The 20785-nt window shown below is 71.4% G+C and carries 20 protein-coding genes; 3 read left to right on the forward strand and 17 right to left on the reverse strand.

Annotation, left to right across the window (positions count from 1 at the left end):
- From ispG to ACFYQQ_RS00460, 16 genes are all read right to left on the reverse strand, one after another.
- Complete coding sequence (gene ispG / locus ACFYQQ_RS00385) at window positions 1–1179, reverse strand: flavodoxin-dependent (E)-4-hydroxy-3-methylbut-2-enyl-diphosphate synthase (RefSeq protein WP_356166119.1); 1179 nt, start codon at window positions 1177–1179, stop codon at window positions 1–3.
- A 4-nt stretch (window positions 1180–1183) separates the two neighbouring features.
- A complete protein-coding gene (gene hpnH, locus ACFYQQ_RS00390; RefSeq protein WP_356166122.1) occupies window positions 1184–2206 on the reverse strand; it encodes an adenosyl-hopene transferase HpnH in 1023 nt (340 codons plus the stop codon).
- Window positions 2207–2212: 6 nt separating this feature from the next.
- A complete protein-coding gene (locus tag ACFYQQ_RS00395; protein WP_355786717.1) occupies window positions 2213–2854 on the reverse strand; it encodes a 1-hydroxy-2-methyl-2-butenyl 4-diphosphate reductase in 642 nt (213 codons plus the stop codon).
- Window positions 2851–4845 carry a squalene--hopene cyclase gene (gene shc / locus ACFYQQ_RS00400; protein WP_355786714.1) on the reverse strand — a complete coding sequence of 665 codons (1995 nt, stop codon included), beginning with the start codon at window positions 4843–4845 and terminating at the stop codon, window positions 2851–2853. The genes ACFYQQ_RS00395 and shc overlap by 4 nt, the downstream gene beginning before the upstream one ends.
- A 112-nt stretch (window positions 4846–4957) precedes the next feature.
- Window positions 4958–6088 (reverse strand): polyprenyl synthetase family protein, encoded by a 1131-nt coding sequence (locus ACFYQQ_RS00405; RefSeq protein ID WP_355786711.1) that lies wholly within the window; start codon window positions 6086–6088, stop codon window positions 4958–4960.
- On the reverse strand, window positions 6088–7518 hold the full coding sequence (hpnE, locus tag ACFYQQ_RS00410; protein ID WP_356166130.1) for a hydroxysqualene dehydroxylase HpnE: 1431 nt from the start codon (window positions 7516–7518) through the stop codon (window positions 6088–6090). Before hpnE ends, ACFYQQ_RS00405 begins: the two co-directional genes overlap by 1 nt.
- Complete coding sequence (locus ACFYQQ_RS00415) at window positions 7515–7655, reverse strand: DUF6380 family protein (RefSeq protein WP_355782070.1); 141 nt, start codon at window positions 7653–7655, stop codon at window positions 7515–7517. The genes hpnE and ACFYQQ_RS00415 overlap by 4 nt, the downstream gene beginning before the upstream one ends.
- Entirely contained in the window at window positions 7655–8605 is a 951-nt protein-coding gene (hpnD, locus tag ACFYQQ_RS00420; RefSeq protein WP_355782067.1) for a presqualene diphosphate synthase HpnD, read from the reverse strand. The genes ACFYQQ_RS00415 and hpnD overlap by 1 nt, the downstream gene beginning before the upstream one ends.
- Window positions 8602–9534 carry a squalene synthase HpnC gene (gene hpnC / locus ACFYQQ_RS00425; RefSeq protein ID WP_388902641.1) on the reverse strand — a complete coding sequence of 311 codons (933 nt, stop codon included), beginning with the start codon at window positions 9532–9534 and terminating at the stop codon, window positions 8602–8604. Before hpnC ends, hpnD begins: the two co-directional genes overlap by 4 nt.
- A 406-nt stretch (window positions 9535–9940) precedes the next feature.
- Window positions 9941–10720: an ABC transporter ATP-binding protein gene (locus tag ACFYQQ_RS00430; protein WP_355782062.1), complete on the reverse strand. Its 780-nt coding sequence runs from the start codon at window positions 10718–10720 to the stop codon at window positions 9941–9943.
- Window positions 10713–11642, reverse strand: coding sequence for an ABC transporter permease (locus ACFYQQ_RS00435; protein ID WP_355782060.1), 930 nt, complete (start codon window positions 11640–11642; stop codon window positions 10713–10715). The genes ACFYQQ_RS00430 and ACFYQQ_RS00435 overlap by 8 nt, the downstream gene beginning before the upstream one ends.
- A gap of 97 nt (window positions 11643–11739) precedes the next feature.
- A complete protein-coding gene (locus ACFYQQ_RS00440) occupies window positions 11740–12621 on the reverse strand; it encodes a glycosyltransferase (protein WP_355782058.1) in 882 nt (293 codons plus the stop codon).
- Window positions 12618–13397 carry a CDP-alcohol phosphatidyltransferase family protein gene (locus tag ACFYQQ_RS00445; protein WP_355782056.1) on the reverse strand — a complete coding sequence of 260 codons (780 nt, stop codon included), beginning with the start codon at window positions 13395–13397 and terminating at the stop codon, window positions 12618–12620. The genes ACFYQQ_RS00440 and ACFYQQ_RS00445 overlap by 4 nt, the downstream gene beginning before the upstream one ends.
- Window positions 13375–14436 carry an iron-containing alcohol dehydrogenase family protein gene (locus ACFYQQ_RS00450; protein WP_355782054.1) on the reverse strand — a complete coding sequence of 354 codons (1062 nt, stop codon included), beginning with the start codon at window positions 14434–14436 and terminating at the stop codon, window positions 13375–13377. The genes ACFYQQ_RS00445 and ACFYQQ_RS00450 overlap by 23 nt, the downstream gene beginning before the upstream one ends.
- Window positions 14424–15182 (reverse strand): phosphocholine cytidylyltransferase family protein, encoded by a 759-nt coding sequence (locus ACFYQQ_RS00455; RefSeq protein WP_355782051.1) that lies wholly within the window; start codon window positions 15180–15182, stop codon window positions 14424–14426. The genes ACFYQQ_RS00450 and ACFYQQ_RS00455 overlap by 13 nt, the downstream gene beginning before the upstream one ends.
- The gene (locus ACFYQQ_RS00460; RefSeq protein ID WP_356166338.1) at window positions 15179–16978 is read right to left on the reverse strand and encodes a DUF5941 domain-containing protein; all 1800 of its coding nucleotides are present in this window, start codon (window positions 16976–16978) and stop codon (window positions 15179–15181) included. Before ACFYQQ_RS00460 ends, ACFYQQ_RS00455 begins: the two co-directional genes overlap by 4 nt.
- 355 nt (window positions 16979–17333) lie before the next feature.
- Between ACFYQQ_RS00460 and galE the strand changes: the two genes are divergently transcribed.
- From galE to idi, 3 genes are all read left to right on the forward strand, one after another.
- A complete protein-coding gene (gene galE, locus ACFYQQ_RS00465; RefSeq protein WP_355795548.1) occupies window positions 17334–18314 on the forward strand; it encodes a UDP-glucose 4-epimerase GalE in 981 nt (326 codons plus the stop codon).
- 132 nt (window positions 18315–18446) lie between these two features.
- Complete coding sequence (locus ACFYQQ_RS00470) at window positions 18447–19385, forward strand: cation diffusion facilitator family transporter (RefSeq protein ID WP_355785940.1); 939 nt, start codon at window positions 18447–18449, stop codon at window positions 19383–19385.
- A 246-nt stretch (window positions 19386–19631) separates the two neighbouring features.
- A complete protein-coding gene (gene idi / locus ACFYQQ_RS00475; protein ID WP_355785943.1) occupies window positions 19632–20225 on the forward strand; it encodes an isopentenyl-diphosphate Delta-isomerase in 594 nt (197 codons plus the stop codon).
- A 6-nt stretch (window positions 20226–20231) separates the two neighbouring features.
- Here the strand turns inward: idi and ACFYQQ_RS00480 are convergent, their stop codons facing one another.
- Window positions 20232–20738: an ATP-binding protein gene (locus ACFYQQ_RS00480; RefSeq protein ID WP_355785954.1), complete on the reverse strand. Its 507-nt coding sequence runs from the start codon at window positions 20736–20738 to the stop codon at window positions 20232–20234.
- Between the last annotated feature and the right edge of the window lie 47 nt (window positions 20739–20785).

Raw genomic sequence — 20785 nt, forward strand, 5'->3', positions numbered from 1 at the left:
TCAGATCACCGTCACCGCGGGTGTTCCGGTGACGGCGGGGGCGCCTGACGCGACGCCGTCCTGCTGCTCCATCTGTGCCGCGAGCTTCATCGCCTCTTCGATGAGGGTCTCGACGATCTTCGACTCGGGCACGGTCTTGATGACCTCGCCCTTGACGAAGATCTGGCCCTTCCCGTTGCCGGAGGCGACGCCGAGGTCCGCCTCCCGCGCTTCACCGGGACCGTTGACGACGCAGCCCATGACGGCGACGCGCAGCGGGACCTCCATCCCCTCCAGACCGGCCGTGACCTCCTCGGCCAGCTTGTAGACGTCGACCTGGGCGCGGCCGCAGGACGGGCAGGAGACGATCTCCAGCCCGCGCTCCCGCAGCCCCAGGGACTCCAGGATCTGGAGGCCGACCTTGACCTCCTCGGCCGGCGGGGCGCTCAGGGACACCCGGATGGTGTCGCCGATGCCCTCGGACAGCAGCGCCCCGAAGGCGACCGCCGACTTGATGGTGCCCTGGAACGCCGGCCCGGCCTCGGTCACGCCGAGGTGCAGCGGGTAGTCGCACTGCGCCGCCAGCTGCCGGTAGGCGTTGACCATGACCACCGGGTCGTTGTGCTTGACCGAGATCTTGATGTCCCGGAAACCGTGCTCCTCGAAGAGGGACGCCTCCCACAGCGCCGACTCCACCAGCGCCTCTGGCGTCGCCTTGCCGTACTTCTGCAGCAGACGCTTGTCGAGCGAGCCCGCGTTCACGCCGATCCGGATCGGGGTGCCCGTGTCCTTCGCGGCCCGCGCGATCTCCTTCACCTGGTCGTCGAACTGCTTGATGTTGCCCGGGTTCACCCGCACCGCCGCACAGCCGGCATTGATCGCCGCGAACACGTACTTCGGCTGGAAGTGGATGTCCGCGATAACCGGGATCTGCGACTTGCGGGCGATCGTCGCCAGCGCGTCCGCGTCGTCCTGCGTCGGACACGCGACCCGCACGATCTGGCAGCCCGACGCGGTCAGCTCCGCGATCTGCTGCAGCGTGGCACCGATGTCCGACGTACGCGTCGTCGTCATCGACTGCACCGACACGGGCGCACCGCCGCCGACCGCCACCGGTCCGACCTGGATCCGCCGTGACACACGGCGTTCCGCGATCGGCCGGACCGGCACCTCGGGCAGGCCCAGGGAAACGGCGGTCATGACCTCACCCGCGGCTTTCCGTGAAGGTCTCGCGGGCCGCCCGGATGGACTCCTTGAGCGACCCCATGGTCGCCAGGACGGCGGTGGGCTCGTAGCCGCAGTGCGCCATGCAGTTGGCGCAGCGGTCGTCCTTGCCGCGGCCGTAGGAGTCCCAGTCGGTCTCCTCCAGCAGCTGCTTGTACGTCGGCACGTACCCGTCGCTCATCAGGTAGCAGGGCCGCTGCCAGCCGAAGAGCGAGTAGCTCGGGATCGCCCACGCGGTGCACGGGAAGTCGACCTTGCCCTCCAGGAAGTCCAGGAAGAGCGGGCTCTGGTTCAGCCGCCAGCGGCGCCGGTTGCCACCCGCGAAGGCCTTCTTGAACAGCTCCCGGGTCTGCTGGACGCCAAGGAAGTGCTCCTGGTCGGGGGCCTTCTCGTAGGCGTAGGCGGGCGAGAGCATCATCTCGTCCACCTTCAGGTCGTCGTTGAGGAAGTTCAGCACCTCGACGATCGTCTGCGGGGTGTCCGTGTTGAAGAAGGTGGAGTTGGTGGTGACGCGGAAGCCGCGGCGCTTGGCCTCCTTGATCGCCTCGACCGCCTCGTCGAAGACACCCTCCTTCGCCACCGACGCGTCGTGCCGCTCGCGCAGCCCGTCGATGTGCACCGCCCACGCGAAATAGGGCGAGGGCGTGAACTTGTCCATCTTCTTGCGCAGCAGCATCGCGTTGGTGCAGAGGAAGACGAACTTCTTCTTGGCGACCAGCTGCCGCACGATCTCGTCGATCTGCGGGTGCATCAGCGGCTCGCCGCCGGCGATCGACACCATCGGCGCACCTGATTCGAGCACCGCGCCCACGGCCTGGGCCACGGGCATGCGCTGCTTCAGCACACCGGCCGGATGCTGGATCTTGCCGCAGCCCTCGCAGGCGAGGTTGCAGGCAAAGAGCGGCTCCAACTCGACAAGAAGCGCGAATTTGTCCCGCTTCCTGAGCTTCTGTTCAAAGAGATATGCGGCGACCTTCATGGACTGACGAAGCGGCATGGCCATCTGGCTCTACCTCCGAGGGAGCAGCAAAGAACGGTGCCATTCGAAAAAAGCGGGAAGTACCGAACGAAGAACGCGGAATGCCGATATTCCACCGCGCACCGTGCCGATACGGACCAGTTCATGTTCTGGAGCGTCCACGACCACCCGGACGGCCGCAACCGGGCGCACGCCCGCCAGGACGGCGCTGTGGAGCGTGGCCGCGGATTCCATGTCGACCGCGATCGCGCCGGTCTCCAGCAGCGCCGACCGTTCGGGACCTCGGACGACGTGGTCGGAGCCGGTGAGCGGACCCCGGTGCACGGTGCGGCCCGGCAGGGCGCGCGCCAGTTCCCGGACGAGCAGGTCGGTGCCCACGCACGGCGTGCTGCCGCGCGGGTCCCGGGTCTCCTCGGCGACGACCAGGTCACCGGGGTGCATACCGGGGGCGAGACCGGCGCAGAACCCGGTGGCCAGGACGGCCGCGTCACGCAGGGCCGGGTCGGCGAGCACCCTGGTGACCGCGCGCTCGGCGGCCCGCGGTCCCATGCCGGTACGCAGCACGGTGACGGATTCGTCGGCGCCGCCCCGCTCACCGCTGCGCAGCGCGAGGTGCTCGATGCCGAGCGCGCAGGCGATCAGCAGCGGGGCGGGAAGGGGGGCGGCGCTCATCCACCCCCCTTGATCTTGGCGAACGGCTCGCCGTGCACGTACCGGCCGAGCGCGGTCAGCGGGAAGACCTGCCGGTAGAGGTGGTAGTTGATCGAGAAGTCCCAGGGGAAGCCGGTGCCGGTGAAGTACGGCTCGTCCCAGGAGCCGTCCTCCCGCTGGGTCCGCGCGAGCCACTCGACCGCGCGCTCGACGGCCTTGGACTCCCGCTCCCCCGCCGCGAGCAGCGCGAGCAGCGCCCACCCGGTCTGGGAGGCGGTCGAGGCGCCGCGTCCGCTCCACTCGGCGGCGTCGTGGTAGGAGCGCAGGTCCTCGCCCCAGCCGCCGTCGTCGTTCTGGACGGTCTCCAGCCAGGCCACGGCGCGGCGGATCGCCGGGTGCGAGGCGGGCAGTCCGGCGGCGACGAGTGCCGGCACCACCGAGCCCGTTCCGTAGATGTAGTTGACGCCCCAGCGGCCGAACCAGGCGCCGTTCGCCTCCTGTTCGGCGAGCAGCCACTCGATGCCGCGGCGGGTGCGCGGATCGTGCGAGAGCCCCTCGACGGCGAGCATCTCCACGACGTGCGCGGTGACGTCCGCGGACGGCGGGTCGATCACCTCGCCGAAGTCGCAGAAAGGCAGCCGGTTGGGGAAGGGGCTGGTGTTGTCGACGTCGAAGGCTCCCCAGGCGCCGTTCCTCGACTGCATGCCGAGGTTCCAGCGCACCCCGCGTCCGATCGCCTTCTCGATCCGCTCCGGGTCGTGGTGCCTGACCCGGCGCAGGGCGAGGACGACCTCCGCGGTGTCGTCGATGTCGGGGTAGTTGTCGTTGTGGAACTCGAACGCCCAGCCGCCCGGCGGCAGTTGGGGCCGCTTCACGGACCAGTCGCCGGGCCGGACGATCTCCTCGCCGAGCATCCAGTCCGCGGCCTTGACGAGCTGGGGGTGGTCGGCGGGCAGACCCGCGTCGGCGAGCGCGATGGTCGCCAGACAGGTGTCCCACACCGGCGACTGGCAGGCCTCGACCATCCGGGCCCCGTCCTCGCGCCAGACGGTGAAGCGGTCCAGCGACTCCAGCCCCGCGCGCGTGACCGGGTGTTCGAGGTCGTAGCCGAGGAGGTGGAGGGCGATGATCGAGTACACGGCGGGCGGCTGGATGCCTCCCCAGCAGCCGTCGTTCTCCTGCCGCTCGATGATCCAGCGCGCGGCCGTGTTCATCGCGGCCTTGCGCAGCCGGCGCGGGGCGACCTTGCGGTAGAGGTGCAGGGCCCGGTCGAGGCGCTGGAACAGGCCGTCCCAACTCGCCACCGGGGCGAAGGGGTTGACCGGGTTGGGGTTCTCGGGGTCGACGTGCAGTTCGTCGAGCGGGAACGGTGCGGGGCGCACCGGACGCTTCGCCGAGACGATGGTGAGCGGCACGATGGTCTGCCGTGCCCAGCACCCGAAGTCGTAGATGTTGAGCGGCATCCACTTCGGGAAGTAGATGAGCTCCGGCGGGAGTTCGGGCAGGTCCTCCCACTTCCACCAGCCGAAGAGGGCCAGCCAGATGCGGGTGAAGACGCGGGCCGCGGCGATCCCGCCCTGCTCGCGGATCCACGCGGAGGCCCGCGCCATGTGCGGCGCGTCGGGGCTGTCCCCGGCCAGCCGCAGGGCGACGTACGCCTCGATGGTGGTGGAGAGTTCGCCCGGACCGCCGTGGAACGTGGCCCAGGTGCCGTCCTCGCGCTGTTCACCGCGGATGAACAGGCCGGCGGCCTGCGTGGTCCGCTCGTCGCGGATCCCGAGGAACTGGCGGAGCAGCAGGTCCTCGGCGTCCATCGTGACGTTCGTCTCGAGGTCGCCCTTCCACCAGCCCTCGGCGTCCTGCAACGAGAGCAGATGGTCGGTGGCGCGTTGCATCGCACGCGCGGCGGCATCCTGGACCCCTGCCGCCACCGGGGCTTCGAGCTGAGTTTCGCTGGCCGAGGCAGCGCGGGGCGGCAGGGCCCCGGTGCTTCCGTCGGTCGTCGCTGTCATGGCTTCCCCTTCGTGCAGTGGTACGTCTCTGCTGTGGGTCCGCCGTCGGCCGGTGCGCCTTCTCCCGCGGCACCGGCCGGCGACTACGCGAGGTTTATTCGACCGATAGTGATCATCTCTTCCGTACGACGACGAAGTCGGCGAGCGCCACGAGCTGGGCCCGCACCTGGTCCGGCATCTGGACGGTGTCCAGGGCCTCGATGGCGATGGTGTGCTGGCGACGCGCCTCCTGGGCGGTCCACTCCCGGCCGCCGGCCTGCTCGATGAGCGCGGCGCGGGCGGCGAACTCCTCCTCGGAGAAACTCTCGAAGTCGCTGCTCTTGGCGTCGGCCGCGAGCAGTTCCCCGAGCTGCTCGGAGGCGGGGCCGCCCGCGGCGAGCGCGGCCACCACCGGCAGCGACTTCTTGCGCTGGCGCAGGTCGCTCCAGGTCTGCTTGCCGGTGGCCTCCGGGTCGCCCCAGATGCCGAGCAGGTCGTCGACGGCCTGGAAGGCGAGCCCGAGGTGGTAGCCGTACTTCTCCAGGGTGTCGGCGGTGCGGTCGTCCGCGCCGCCGAGCACCGCGCCGATGGAGCAGGCGCAGGCGAGCAGGGCGCCGGTCTTGTTGCCCTCCATCTCCAGGCACTCCTCGACGGTGACCCGCTCGCGGTGCTCGTAGGAGATGTCCTGGGCCTGACCGTCGATCAGGGCGCGGGTCGCCGAGGTCAGCCGGCGGGTGGCCCGGCCGGCCTCGACGGTGCCGAGCTCCAGCAGGATCTCGTTGGCCAGGGCGAACAGCGCGTCACCGACGAGGATGGCCTGGGCGGGGCCGTGCACCTTCCAGACGGTGTCGCGGTGCCGGCGCTGCTCGTCGCCGTCCATCAGGTCGTCGTGCAGCAGCGAGAAGTTGTGCACCAGCTCGACGGCCACCGCGCCCGGCACGCCGACCTCGGGCTCGGCTCCGGCGGCCTGGGCGGAGAGTACGGCGAGGGCGGGCCGCACGGCCTTGCCGCCGTCGCCGTCGGCCGGGTTGCCCTCTGCGTCGATCCAGCCGAAGTGGTAGGCGGCGACGGTGTCCATGGGCGGCGCCAGGCGGTCGACGGCCGCGCGCAGCACGGGGGTGGCCAGGGTCCGGCCGCGCTCCAGGAGCGCGGTCACGTCCACCGGCTCAACAGCCGCTTCGGCCGGGGGCACAGTGGGCACAGTCTCTCCTCTTGTTGCGGTACCGGCGGGGGTGCGGGGGCCGGTCCCGTGCAGATCGAACATCACGCCGCCTCCTCGAAGACTTCGAGGAGGTGGTCGCGGGGCCGGCCCAGGGCGCCCAGCGCGGCGCCCGCCGCGCCGACGCCGCTGCGGACCGCGCTCTCCATGGTCGCGGGCCACCCGGTGGCGGTCCACGCTCCGGCCAGGTAGAGGCCGGGGGCCTTGGTACGGGCGCCGGGCCGCAGCCGCCCGACCCCGGGGGTGGGGGCGAACGTCGCGGTGCGCTCCCGGGTCACGAAGAAGTCCTTCACCTCGGCGCCCCGCGTGGCGGGCAGCAGCCGCTCCAGCTCCGGCAGGTAGCGCTCGCGCAGCGCGGCGACGGGCTGGTCGATCTCGTCCTGGGCGGCCGACTGCGAGAGGGCCAGGTACTGCCCGTCGACGAGCCCGGAGGCGTCGGTGCGGTCGAAGACCCACTGCACCGGGGAGCCGATCGCCGCGAAGAACGGCTGCCGCAGCACCGTACGGTCGTAGACGACGTGGATGTTGAGGATGGGCGCGGTGCCGATCCGCAGCAGTCGCTCGGGGTCGTCGAGCGCGCCGTCGGGCAGTAGGTCGTGGGCCTCGCGCTGCGGTACGGCGAGGACGACCGCGTCGGCGTCGAGGCTCTCGCCGGGCACCTGGACGCTCCACCGCCCGTCCGCTCGCCGGGAGAGGGACGTGACGCGGGTACGGACCTCGGTGCGCACGCCGGCGGACTCCAGGGCCTTGCGGGCGAGCCGGTCGTGCAGGTCGCCGAGCGGGACGCGCGCCCAGCCGATGTCGGCGGCGCCCGGGTCGGACAGCAGACCGGTCTTGAACACCATCGCGGCGAGCCCGAGCGAGGCGTCGCCCGCCACGGCGTTGAGGGTGGCGACTCCGACCAGGTCCCAGAGGGCCTCGACGGCGCGCGGCGACTGCCCGTGCCGGGCCAGCCAGGTACCGAAGTCCTGCGCGTCCAGGGCGGGGTCGGCCGGGTCGAGTCGCTTGAGCGCCAGCGCGGCCCGCCCGACCCTGGCCCGCTCGGCGAGGGAGAGGTGGGGGTAGGTGGCGAGGCTTCTGGCGAGGTGCAGCGGCACGGGCAGCGCCGTGCGCCCGATACGGCCGAGCCGCCGTCCCGGTACGCCCTCGGCGTCGAGAACGGGCACGTCGAGACGATCCTGCAGCGGAGCGAGGGCGGCCGCGTCGATGCGGTCGAGGAACCAGCGGTAGGCGGTGCAGCAGCGCAGGTACACGTGCTGGCCGTTGTCGACGGTCAGTCCACCGCGCTGGAAGGAGAAGGCGAGCCCGCCCAGACGCGGCCGCCCTTCGAGCAGGGTGACGCGTACTCCGGCGTCGGCGAGGGCGAGCGCGGCCGTGATGCCCGCGAGGCCGCCGCCTACCACGACGGCGGTCGCGCCCCCGGGGCGCCCCGAGGTGTCCGCGTCGGGCCCTCCGGGCTGGGTCCCTTCGGTCATCGTGCTCCCTCCCCCGCGACCGGGGCGCGGTGCTTGAACGCTGCACGGCCGGTCGTCGCAGACAGGGACGCCACGCACCCCCGGAGGGTTGCGTGCCGCTTTTCGACTGAGGAATCACCTTGGCCCAGAATGTCCATCAGGGGCGTCTCCCGACGGCGCGACGGGACACATGACGGGCGTCCAGACCCGACAGACCGCGTACGGCGACGTACGCCTTCTCGCGTCCCGGCAGCGAGACGCGCCCGCGCAGCACCGCCTCGGGCTCCCGCTCGATGCGGTCCAGCAAACGGCGGTAGATGCCGGCCATGGCGGCCACGCAGGCGCCGCTGCGCCGGTCCAGCATCGGCAGCAGCCGGTAGCCCTCGGCGAAAAGGGCGCGGGCCCGACGCACTTCGAAGTGCACGAGGCCCGCGAAGTCGGAACCCGGCGGTGGCGTGGCCCCGCTGAAGCCGGCCGAGCAGCCGAACTTCGCCAGGTCGTCCGACGGCAGGTAGGTACGCCCGCCCTCGGCGTCCTCGCGGACGTCCCGCAGGATGTTGGTGAGCTGGAGCGCGAGCCCCAGCGTGTCGGCGTACTCGGAGGCACGCTCGGCGCCGCGCGCCCCCGGTTCGGTGCCGAAGACGCCGAGCGACAGCCGGCCGATCGCCCCGGCCACGCAGCGGCAGTAGACCTTCAGGTCGTCCCAGGTCTCGTACGTCTCGCCGCGTACGTCCATCAGGACGCCGTCGATGAGTTCGTCCAGGCCGCCGAGCGGTACCGGGAAGTGCCGGGCGGTGTGGCTGAGCGCGACGGCCACCGGGTCGGTGTCGTCCTCGTCCACCGCTCCCTCGCGCACCCGGGTGAGCAGCGCCCTGGTGTCCTCGAGCCGGGCCGCCTTGACGTCCGGCGGCAGCCCGCCGTCCCCGATGTCGTCGACCCGCCGCGAGAACGCGTAGAGCGCCGACATCGCACGGCGCTTCGGCGTCGGCAGCAGCCTGATGCCGTACGCGAAATTGCGGGCCTGCTGTCCGGTCACTGTCTCGCAGTAGCTGTAAGCGGCGAGTACCGGTGCGGACGCGTGTTGTTCCGACTCCACGCTCCGGATCACCCCTCTCCTCGCAGAGTCACTCCCACCTCGCGCAGCAACTGGAGCTTGCCGGGCTTGGGCGGGCCGGGAAGTACGTCGTATTCGGCGGCGGCGATCGCTCGGATCGCCGCCCTTCCCCCCGCAACGAACCCCGCGAGCAGCAGCCTCAGCCTGCCGTGGACGCTACCCACGAGGGGGGTGCCTTCATTCAGGAGGTGCAGGGCGCGTTCTGCTTCGTATGCAACCAGTGCGCGCACCGATGCGCCTGCTGTGGGCGAGGCGAGATCCGCCTCCTGGACATGGAAACGCTTCATGTCCTCGGCGGGCAGGTAGACGCGGTCGCGGCTCAGGTCCTCGGCGACGTCCTGGAGGTGCTCGACGATCTGCAGCGCCGTGCACACGGCGTCGGAGCGGCGGACGCGCTCGGGGGTCGAGGTACCGGTGACGGAGAGGACGAGGCGGCCGACCGGGTTGGCGGACAGCTCGCAGTAGGCGAGGAGGTCGTCGTAGGTCTCGTACCGCTTGACCTGCTGGTCCTGGCGGTTGGCGGCGATGAGGTCGAGAAAGGGTTCCGGGGTGAGACCGGTACGCCGGACGGTGGGCTGCAGGCGGCGCAGCAGGGGGTGGCGGGGGGTTCCGTCGAAGACGCGGTGGAGGTCGGCCTCGAAGGCGTCCAGCAGGAGCAGCCGGTCCCCGGCCTCCTCCGCGCCGACGCCGAGCAGGCGGGCGTCGGCCCCGCCGGGGGCGAGGTCACCGTCTCCGATGTCGTCCACCAGACGGGCGAATCCGTACACGGCCATAAGGTCGTCGCGCCAGACCCTGGGCAGGAAGAAAGGGGCGACGGGGAAGTTCTCGTCGGCGGCCTTGTCGAGCGTGCCGCGCTCCGGACGGCCGGCGTGCGCCGTCCCGGCTTCGGTCACCGCTCGCCACCCGGCACACGGACGGCACATGCCTCGCGGAGCCGGAGCGTTTCCGTAGCCATTGCCGTCACATCTCCCGTTCTACACTGCCGACCCAATACATCCCATTTCGGACACGCCGCCCGGCGGGCGCGCTGTCCTCCGGTGTCGGGTGTCGCGGGGTATCGCCCTACTTGCCGCGAATCGGCACCGGTACAGCTTACGTTGTACAACGCGGTGTGCCTCGCCGGGGTGTCCTGCACATCACAACAACACACCGATTGGCGTCAAGATTCCTTGGAACAACCAGAGTTGGTCCGCTCTTTGCACGGCGGATCCCCTCCGGCGCGCCCTTCTGCCCGTCAGGACACCGTCCGCGCCGTTCCGGTTGCACGGCAGAACCCCGCCGGAGACGCTCCGACGGGGTTCGGTCGTGTGCGGGTGAGAAGAGGAAGGGCTACTTCCCGGTGAACTTCTCGTACTCCTTCAGGACCTCTTCGGTGGGCCCGTCCATGCGCAGCTCGCCGCGCTCCAGCCACAGCACGCGGTCGCAGGTGTCGCGGATCGACTTGTTGTTGTGGCTGACCAGGAACACCGTGCCGGCGTGCTTGCGCAGCTCGCGGATGCGCGCCTCGGAGCGCTTCTGGAACTTGCGGTCACCGGTGGCCAGCGCCTCGTCGATCATCAGGACGTCGTGGTCCTTGGCGGCCGCGATGGAGAACCTCAGCCGCGCCGCCATGCCGGAGGAGTACGTGCGCATCGGCAGCGTGATGAAGTCGCCCTTCTCGTTGATGCCCGAGAAGTCGACGATCTCCTGGTAGCGCTCACGGATCTGCTCGCGGGACATGCCCATCGCCAGACCGCCCAGGATCACGTTGCGCTCGCCGGTGAGGTCGTTCATCAGAGCCGCGTTCACCCCGAGCAGCGAGGGCTGGCCGTCCGTGTAGACCTTGCCCTTCTCGGCGGGCAGCAGGCCGGCGATGGCGCGCAGCAGGGTCGACTTGCCCGAGCCGTTGGAGCCGATCAGGCCGATGGCCTCGCCGCGGTACGCCGTGAAGGAGACGCCGCGCACGGCGTGCACCTTGCGCACCCCGCGCTCCTCGCCGCGCTTGATGATGCGGCTGAGCGCGGCCGTGGCGCTGCCCTTGCCGGTCTTGGCGCCGTTCACCCGGTAGACGATGTGCAGCTCGTCCGCGATGACGGTGGGGATGTGGGAGTCGGTGCGCTGCTCAGCCACGGCCGTACCTCTCTTCCGCCTTCCAGAAGTACACGAACCCGCCGAGGGCCGCGAGGACCGCCCAGCCGGCGGCGACCGCCCAGACGTGCGGAGGCAGGTTCTCGGAGCCGTAGCCGTCGATCAGCGCGAAGCGCATCAGGTCCATGTAGATGGCGGCCGGGTTCCACTGGAGGACGTCCGCGATCCACGTCGGCTTGTCCTCCAGCATCACCGGGATGGAGAACATGACGCCGGACGCGTACATCCACGTCCGCATCACGAAGGGCATCAGCTGCGCGAGGTCCGGGGTCTTGGCGCCCATCCTCGCCATGATCATGGCGAGCCCGGTGTTGAAGAGGAACTGCAGCGCGAGCACCGGGACGATCAGCACCCACGACAGCTGCGGGTAGCTGCCGAACCCGACCGCGACCAGGAACAGCACGATCATCGAGAACAGCAGCTGCTGGAGCTGCTGGAGCGAGAACGAGACGGGCAGCGCGGCGCGCGGGAAGTGCAGCGCCCGCACCAGGCCGAGGTTGCCGGAGATGGCCCGGACACCGGCCATCACCGAGCTCTGCGTGAAGGTGAAGACGAAGACGCCGGTCACCAGGAACGGGATGTACACCTCGCGGGAGAACCCGCGGTCGGCCTCCAGGATCAGACCGAAGATCAGGAAGTACACGAGCGCGTTCAGCAGCGGGGTCGCCACCTGCCACAGCTGGCCGAGCTTGGCCTGGCTGTACTGGGCGGTGAGCTTCGCCTGCGAGAAGGCGAGGATGAAGTGACGGCGTCCCCAGAGCTGGCGGACGTACTCGACCAGTCCGGGCCGGGCACCGCTCACCGCGAGCCCGTACTTGGAGGCCAGCTCGCCCGCGGTCAGCCCGTCGTCGGGCGACGGCCGGTCGCTCACCGCGACTGGGCCGTCATGCGTTGTCTCACTCACAAGTGGAAACTTTCGTCCTCAAAAGTTCGCAGCTGGTCGGGCCCGGTCGGAAGCCAGGGACCGGGGTACGGCCGAATGCTCTCAGATATCGAGCGTGTCAGATGACCGGAGGGCGGCCCAGTCGGGTCAGCCGCCACACCGTACGCCACTTCATCGGGCGGCGGGGCCCGCACGGGCTGGTCCAGCCCTCCTTGAAACCGCCGAACCACGCCTTGAGCGCGGGTCCCGAGGGACGCCGGGCGAGGGTCAGGAGCATCCACACCCCGAGGTAGACCGGGACGAGGAGCGCCGGGAGGTTGCGGCGGGCCAGCCAGACGCGGTTGCGGGCCACCATGCGGTGGTAGACCGCGTGCCGGGAGGGCGCGGTCGTGGGGTGGTACAGCACCATGTCGGACCGGTAGTCGATCATCCAGCCCGCGTCGAGGGCCCGCCATGCCAGGTCGGTTTCCTCGTGGGCGTAGAAGAATTCCTCCGGCAGCCCGCCGACTTCCGCGAGCACCTTCGTACGGACGGCGTTGGCGCCGCCGAGGAAGGTGGTGACCCGGGAGCTGCGCATCGGGTCGGCGGCCCGCAGCCGGGGCACGTGCCGGCGCTGGGTCTCGCCGGTCTCCGGGTCGGCGATGCGGAAGCTGATGATGCCGAGCCGCGGGTCGGCCTCGAAGGCCCGGCGGCACAGCTCGGCCGTGTCGTGCCGGGCGAGCAGGCCGTCGTCGTCCAGGAAGAGCAGGACGTCGACGTCGGTGCCGCCGGGGCCGAAGGCCTCGATGCCGACGTTGCGCCCGCCGGGGATGCCGAGGTTCTCGGGCAGCTCGACGGTGCGGACGCCTTCGGGGACGTCGGGGACGGGCGAGCCGTTGCCGACCACGACGACCTCGACCGGGTCGCCGTCCTGCTTGGCGACCGAGTCGAGGAGGGCGCGGAGCTCGTCCGGGCGGTTGCCCATCGTGATGACGACCGCCCCGACCTTCGCGGTGCTCACTTCAGCCTGCTGGAGGCGAGGATGGACACCAGGTGCAGCAGCGTCTGCAGGATCGCGATGCCGGCCAGGACGGCGACGCCGAGCCGCGAGAAGAACAGGTCGCCGCGGACGGTGTCGAGGACGGCCAGCAGGAGGATCAGCAGGGACGCCTCGACCCCGAGGACGAGCCGGTGGAACTTCAGCGCGGCGGCGGCCTTGCGGGCCAGCGCCATGCCGGAGGACCGCGGTTCGGAGGCCGACTCCTGGACGGGCGGCTTGCCCGTCTGGTGCCGGGCCACCCCGACGAGGTCGGTCTCGGCCTTGATCAGGATGGCGCCGAGGGCGGCCAGGGTGCCGAGGAAGGCCCACAGCCAGTCGATGCGCCCCGAGCCCCACAGGTCGGCGGCGCGCAGGCCGAAGCCGACCAGGACCGCGGCGTCGCACAGGTAGGCGCCGACCCGGTCCACGTAGACGCCGGCGATCGAGAACTGCTTGCGCCAGCGGGCGATCTCGCCGTCGACGCAGTCGAACAGCAGGTACAGCTGGACCATCAGGACGCCGAGGACGGCGCCAGGTATCCCCGGCACCAGCAGGGCCGGGGCGGCGAGGACGCCGAAGACGGTCATGAGGTAGGTCAGCTGGTTGGGCGTGACCCGGGTGTTCACCAGGTGCCGGTCGATGCGCAGCGAGAGCTCGCGCATGTAGAGCCGGCCGGCCCAGTGTTCGCCGCTCCGCCGGTCCTTGACACCCGGGGGGTGCACGACCGGGCGGAGCTCAGCTACCGATGGCTTTTGCATAGTCGGCGTATGCGTCCCTGATCTGGTCGGTGGTCAGGTCGAGGTGTTCGAGGATCGTGTAGCGGCCGGGCCGGGTCTGCGGAGCGAACTCCACGACGCGGACGAACTCCTCCGCGGTGAACCCGATCTCCTCCGGCGTCACCGGCAGTCCGTGCCGGCGCAGCACCTCGGCCATGTAGGCGGACTCCTCGCGGGCACCGCGCAGGTGCATCGCGAAGGCCGCGCCCAGTCCGCACTGCTCGCCGTGGCTCGCCGCGCGCTTGGGGAAGAGGAGGTCGAAGCCGTGGTTGATCTCGTGGCAGGCGCCGGAGGCGGGACGGGAGTCGCCCGCGACCGACATGGAGATGCCGGTGAGGACCAGTCCTTCGGCCAGCACCTGGAGGAAGGCGTCGTCGCCGACGCCGCCCGGGTGCCGCAGCACGGCCTCGCCGGCCTGGCGGGCCATCGCGGCGGCGAGGCCGTCGATCTGCTCGCCCTTCTCGCGGTTGGCCAGCTCCCAGTCCGCGACCGCGGAGATGTTGGACAGGGCGTCGCCGATGCCGGAGCGCACGAAGCGGACCGGGGCCTCGCGGATGACGTCGAGGTCGATGACGACCGCGATCGGGTTCGGCACACCGTAGGAGCCGCGGCCCGCGTCGTTGTCGAGGGTCGCGACCGGCGAGCACAGACCGTCGTGCGAGAGGTTCGTGGCGACGGCGACCAGCGGGAGGCCGATGCGTGCCGCGGCGAACTTCGCGCAGTCGATGATCTTGCCGCCGCCGAGGCCCACGACCGCGTCGTAGTGGCCGGACTTCATGGCGTCCGCGAGCTTGATCGCGTCGTCCAGGGTGCCGCCGCCGACCTCGTACCAGGTCGCGCCCGGCAGCGCCGGGGCGAGCCGCTCGCGCAGCTTCGCCCCGGAGCCGCCGCTGATCGCGACGGCGAGCTTGCCGGAGTGCGAGATCCGCTGGTCGGCGAGCACACCCGCCAGGTCGTCCAGGGCGCCCGGACGGATGTCGACGACGACCGGCGAGGGGATGAGCCTCGTCAGTACTGGCACGCGATTTCACGTCCCTTGGCGAGGTCGTCGTGGTTGTCGATCTCGACCCACTTGACGTCACCGATGGGCGCGACGTCGATGCGGAAGCCGCGGTTGACGAGCTCCTGGTAGCCGTGCTCGTAGAACTGCTGCGGGTCCGTCTCGAAGACCGTCTTCAGCGCGTCCGCGAGCTCGTCGGCGGCCTCGCCCTCGATGAGGGTGACGCCGATGTACTCGCCGGTGGCCTCGGCCGGGTCCATGAGCTTGGTGATCTTCGTCATGTTGCCCTCGGGGCCCACGACGACCTTCATCTCCTCGTCGGCGAGGGACTTCACCGTGTCGAGGGCGAGGATGATCTTCTTGCCGTCGCCGCGGGCGGCGAGCAGCGTCTTCTCGACGGAGACCGGGTGCACGGTGTCGCCGTTGGCGAGGATCACCGAGTGCTTGATGGAGTCACGGCCGCACCAGAGGGAGTAGGCGTTGTTCCACTCCTCGGCCTTGTCGTTGTCGATGAGGGTGATCTTGACGCCGTACTTCTGCTCCAGCGCCTCGCGGCGCTCGTAGACGGCCTCCTTGCGGTACCCGACGATGATCGCGACCTCGGTCAGGCCGATCTCGGCGAAGTTGCCGAGGGTCAGGTCCAGGACGGTGAGGCTGTCGTCACCCGACGTGCCCTCGGGGCCGACCGGCACCAGAGCCTTGGGCAGGGTGTCGGTGTAGGGGCGAAGACGCCGTCCGGCGCCGGCCGCCAGCACGAGGCCGATCATGCGGGTTCTCCTTCATCGTGTACGGCGGGTGCATGGGAGGACACCCAGAAGCGGATGCTCTCGAAGAGCACCACGAGTGCCACGGCCACGGCGAGAACCGTGAGCGCGACCTTGAAATCTGTGGCGGCGAGCAGCGCGGCCAGGACGGTGACCAGCAGCGTCCTGCCCTCGTGCCCGCCGATCGCCCGCACCAGCCAGTGCGGCGGCGCGCCGGCGTTGCCGCGGATGCGGTACACCGTGTCGTAGTGATGGTAGGCGACCGCCGCAACCAGCCCGAAAGCCGCCGGAAGGGCTCCGTTCACGTCCGCCTTGGCCGCCAGTACCAGCACCGTGCCGTATTCGGCGGCGCGGTAGAACGGCGGAACCAGCCAGTCCAGAGCGCCCTTCAGGGGTCGCCGCAGGGCCACCGGGGACAGCAGCACGTAGCCGGCGGCGCCGAGGACGGGCCACCAGCTGCCGTACGGGGCGAGTGTGGCGGAGAGCACGACGAGGACGCCTGCCGCGAGGGCGACGAAGGCCGGGCCGCGGGAGGGGACCCGGCGGGTGAGGCGGGTCAGCAGCTCCGCGAGCGGGCCGGAGTCCGTGAGGTCGGCGAGGGCCTGGGCGGCGCGGTCCGTGCGCCGGGCCTTGCGGGTCAGCGACCTGAGCACGCGGCCGGCCGTGGTGTACGTCGCCGCGAAGGCGCATCCGGCGAGCAGGACGTAGAAGGTGATGCGGGGCGTGGTCAGTGCCGTCAGGACGGCGATCATCGCCCAGCGCTCGCCGATCGGCAGCACGATCATCCGGCGCAGCCACACCGTCCAGCCGACGCTGTCCAGCTTGTCGGAGAGGGCCGCGGTGGGGCTGGTGTTGGCGGTGGCGTCGTGGTTCGCCTCGTTGAAGGAGAAGTCGACGACGTGCCGGCAGGTCTGCAGGACCATCGCGCCGAGGGCGAGCGCCCACACGTCGTCGCCACCGCGGGCCGCGCCGAGCGCGAGGCCCGCGTAGTAGGCGTACTCCTTGGCGCGGTCGAAGGTCGCGTCGAGCCAGGCGCCGAGCGTCGAGTACTGCAGCGAGTAGCGGGCGAGCTGCCCGTCGGTGCAGTCGAGGACGAAGGAGAAGAGGAGGAGCACGCCCGCCGCGACGTAGCCGGCCCGGGTGCCGGTGGCGGCGCAGCCCGCCGCGATCAGCGCGGTGACGAGCGAGGCCGTCGTGACCTGGTTCGGGGTCAGGCCGCGGCGCGCGCACCAGCGGGCGATGTAGCGCGAGTACGGGCTGATGAAGTGGGTGGTGAAGAAGCCGTCGCGGGACTTCACGGCGGTGCGCAGGCGTACGGCCTCGTCGTCCACGGCGGAGACGGCCTGCCGTGCCTCGTTGCGGGTCTGCGGGTCCGTGGGCACGACGGCGACGAGGGTGCCGAGTTCGGGCCGGTGCACCGGGACGGCGTCCGCGTCCAGGGCGGCGGTGACGCGGTCGGCGAGGTCCTCGACGACGAGGGTGGCGCCGCCGCCCGCGGCCGAGCTCTCCCGGGCGACGGCCCGGGTCAGGGCCTGGCGGGCGCCGGGCTGGACGGTGACCGCGCCGGGCAGCGCGGCGGCCGGGAAGCGCGGGTCGGTCAGGCCGAGGCGCAGCGCGTGGACGTGGCCCACGAAACGGGCGTCGACGATCGCGACCCGCTGGTTCGCGGGCACCTGGGCGAGGAGCGTCTCGGCGTCACCGGCGTCCGAGGCGACCCGCACGTCGAAACCGAGCGTCCGCAGATCGCCTTCGAGCGACGATCCGGGGACCGGCTGGCCGGTGAGGATGGCGGTCGACAGACGAACTCACTCCCTGGGTGCCGACGCGTCCGCGCCGGCATGTGCGTGGTGGGATGGCCCTGCGCCTGAGGCGGCGGGCGGCATGTCGGCAGAGGCTATCGGATGAATGGAAGCGGGCGTTCACCGCCCGTTCACGGCCCGATCAACCCGGTCTGAGCGGCCGCCTCCGCCGCGATCATCATCGGTGATCCGGGGCCCGCGCCACAAACCGCGGGCCCAGACCGGCGCATTCACGGCATCGCGCGCGGTCCCCGGCGCACCGGGGCGCACCGGGGCGGACCGGTACGGCCGGGACGGGCCCGCGGGACGGGGCGGCACCGGCGGCGGGCCCGGGTCCGGCATAGGGTGGTCGTCCATGACATGGCTGATCACAGGCGGAGCGGGATACATCGGGGCGCACGTGGCGCGTGCCATGGCCGGGGCCGGGGAGCGCGTGGTCGTGCTCGACGACCTGTCGGCCGGGGTGCCGGGGCGACTGCCCGAGGACATCCGCCTGGTGCAGGGTTCCTCGCTGGACGGCGAGCTGCTGAAGCGGGTCCTGGCCGAGCACGCGGTGACCGGTGTGGTGCATCTCGCCGCGCGCAAGCAGGTCGGTGAGTCCGTCGCGCAGCCGACGCGCTACTACCAGGAGAACGTGGGCGGCCTCGCGACGCTGCTCGACGCCGTCGCCGGGGCGGGCGTGCGCAGGTTCCTCTTCTCCTCGTCGGCCGCCGTGTACGGGAACCCGGACGTGGACCTCATCACCGAGGACACCCCCTGCTCCCCGATGAGCCCCTACGGCGAGACGAAGCTCGCCGGCGAGTGGCTGGTGCGGGCGGCGGGCCGGGCGCACGGCATGGCGACGGTGTGCCTTCGCTACTTCAACGTGGCGGGGGCGGCGGCTCCCGAACTCGCCGACACCGGCGTCTTCAACGTGATCCCGATGGTCTTCGACCGGCTCACCCGCGGTGAGGCGCCGCGCGTCTTCGGCGACGACTATCCGACGCCGGACGGCACGTGCGTACGCGACTACATCCACGTCGCCGACCTCGCGGAGGCCCATCTGGCGGCGGCCCGGCGGCTGGCCGGCGGCTCCACGGGCGACCTGACCGTCAACATCGGCCGCGGCGAGGGTGTTTCGGTTCGCGAACTCCTCACCCTCACCGCCGAGGTGAGCGGCGACAGCCGTCCCGCGCTCGTCGAACCGCGCCGGCCCGGTGACGCCCCGCGCGCGGTCGCCTCCTCGGCACTGGCCCGCCGCGAGCTGGACTGGAGCGCGCGCCGAGGGGTGCGCGAGATGGTCGAGTCGGCCTGGCAGGGGTGGCAGGCACACCGGGGCGCGAACCCCGGGAGCTGACGTCCGGCTCTCTGACCTGCGCAACGTTTGCGCAGGTCAGAGAGATGACAACGGTGTTCAGTGCCGCGTTGCCCCGTACCCCCTGCCCGTAGTTGACTGAGCATCCGGCGTACACATCGGAGGGCGGCTTCCATGGGGGCAGGGCACGATCACGGACACGCGCACGGTGCTCCGCCGACGGGCACCGCGGCCGCGGCGTACCGCGGGCGGCTGCGGGTCGCCCTGTCGATCACGCTCACCGTCATGGTGGTCGAGATCGTCGGTGGGACGCTCGCCGATTCGCTCGCGCTCATCGCGGACGCGGCCCACATGGCGACGGACGCGCTGGGCCTCGGCATGGCGCTGCTCGCCATCCACTTCGCCAATCTGCCGCCGAGCGGCAACCGCACGTACGGGCTGGCCCGCGCGGAGATCCTCGCCGCGCTCGCCAACTGTCTGCTGCTGCTCACGGTCGGCGGCTACGTCCTGTACGAGGCGATCCAGCGGTTCATGACGCCCGCGGACACCGAGGGCGGGCTGACCATCGTGTTCGGTCTGATCGGTCTGGTCGCGAACATGATCTCGCTGACGCTGCTGGTGCGCGGACAGAAGGAGAGCCTGAACGTGCGGGGCGCCTTCCTGGAGGTCGCCGCGGACGCGCTGGGCTCGCTGGCGGTGCTGATCTCGGCGGCGGTCATCCTGACGACGGGCTGGCAGGCCGCCGACCCGATCGCCTCGCTGGTCATCGGCCTCATGATCGTCCCGCGTACCTGGAAGCTGCTGCGCGAGACGCTGAACGTGCTGCTGGAGGCGGCGCCCAAGGGGGTCGACATGGCCGAGGTGCGGGCGCACATCCTGGCGCTGTCCGGCGTCGAGGACGTCCACGACCTGCACGCCTGGACCATCACCTCCGGTATGCCGGTGCTCTCCGCCCATGTCGTCGTCAGCGGCGAGGTCCTGAACGCCATCGGCCACGAGAAGATGCTGCACGAGCTCCAGGGCTGCCTGGGCGACCACTTCGACGTCGAGCACTGCACCTTCCAGCTGGAGCCCAGCGGGCACGCCGAACACGAGGCCCGGCTCTGCCACTGACGCGCCGCGCGCCGGGAGGTACCGGTCGAACGCATGACGCCCCCGGTGGGGGACGGTTCCCCGTCGGCGGCAGAGGGCACGATCAGGTATCCGGCCGCTCCTGCGTCCGGCCCGCCGTCGGTCGTGTGCCGCGCCGCGGGCTCCGCCCGGGGGACGTGCGGGGGACATGCGGGGACGCCGCGAGTGCCCGGAGTGCCGGTTTCGTACGGCAGACTTGGGGTTCGAAGACCGATGCGAAGGATGGGTATGCCGATCACACCTGCCACCGCGACGCACAGTTCGTCGAACGGCACCGCTGAAGCGATCTTGCTCGAACTGGTCGACGAGGACGGGACGACGATCGGCACGGCGGAGAAGCTCGCCGCGCACCAGCCGCCCGGGCAGCTGCACCGGGCGTTCTCCGTGTTCCTCTTCGACGAGCGCGGCAGGCTGCTGCTCCAGCAGCGGGCCCTCGGCAAGTACCACTCCCCCGGCGTGTGGTCCAACACGTGCTGCGGCCACCCGTACCCGGGCGAGGCCCCGTTCGCGGCGGCGGCCCGGCGGACGTTCGAGGAGCTGGGGGTGTCGCCGTCGCTGCTCGGCGAGGCGGGCACGGTCCGCTACAACCACCCGGACCCGGAGTCCGGCCTGGTGGAGCAGGAGTACAACCACCTGTTCGTGGGGCTGGTCCAGTCCCCGCTGCGCCCCGACCCGGACGAGGTCGGCTCGACCGCGTACGTGACCGCCGGGGAGCTGGCGGAGCGGCACGCGCGGGACCCGTTCTCGGCGTGGTTCATGACCGTGCTGGACGCGGCGCGCCCGGCGGTCAGGGAACTCACGGGGCCGTCCGCGGGCTGGTGAGGCCCGCTACACGGTGACGGGCTTGAGGGGCAGCGCGGCCCAGATCACCTTGCCGCCGCTCGCCGTGTGCTCGACGTCGCAGACCCCGCCGGCCTCTCTGGTGACCTCCCGCACGAGCAGCAGACCGCGCCCGCCGGTCTGCCCGTGGTCGGCCTCCAGGGCGGTCGGGCGGTAGGGGTGGTTGTCCTCCACGGAGACCCGCACCCACTCGGCGCCGACGGCGACCTCCACGGCGAGGGTCGGCGAGAGCAGCGCCGCGTGCCGCACCGCGTTGGTGACCAGCTCCGAGACGATCAGCAGCAGTCCCTGGACCAGGTCCTCCGAGACGGGCACGCCCTGGCGGACGAGCAGGTCACGGACGGCGTGGCGGGCCTGCGGGACCGAGGCGTCCACGGCGGGGGCGGTGAACCGCCAGACACCCTCGTACGGCAGCGGGCCGGGGGGTCTCCGGTCGGCAGGCACGTCGTCGCCGCCCTCCGGGCGTGAGTCGGACCCCCGCCCACCGTTCTCCATCGTCCGGTCGCCACCCTCGCGCTCGATTGTCACCACACGTCGAGTGT

The sequence above is a fragment of the Streptomyces sp. NPDC005496 genome, from assembly GCF_042872045.1.
In the GTDB taxonomy this organism is placed as follows: domain Bacteria; phylum Actinomycetota; class Actinomycetes; order Streptomycetales; family Streptomycetaceae; genus Streptomyces.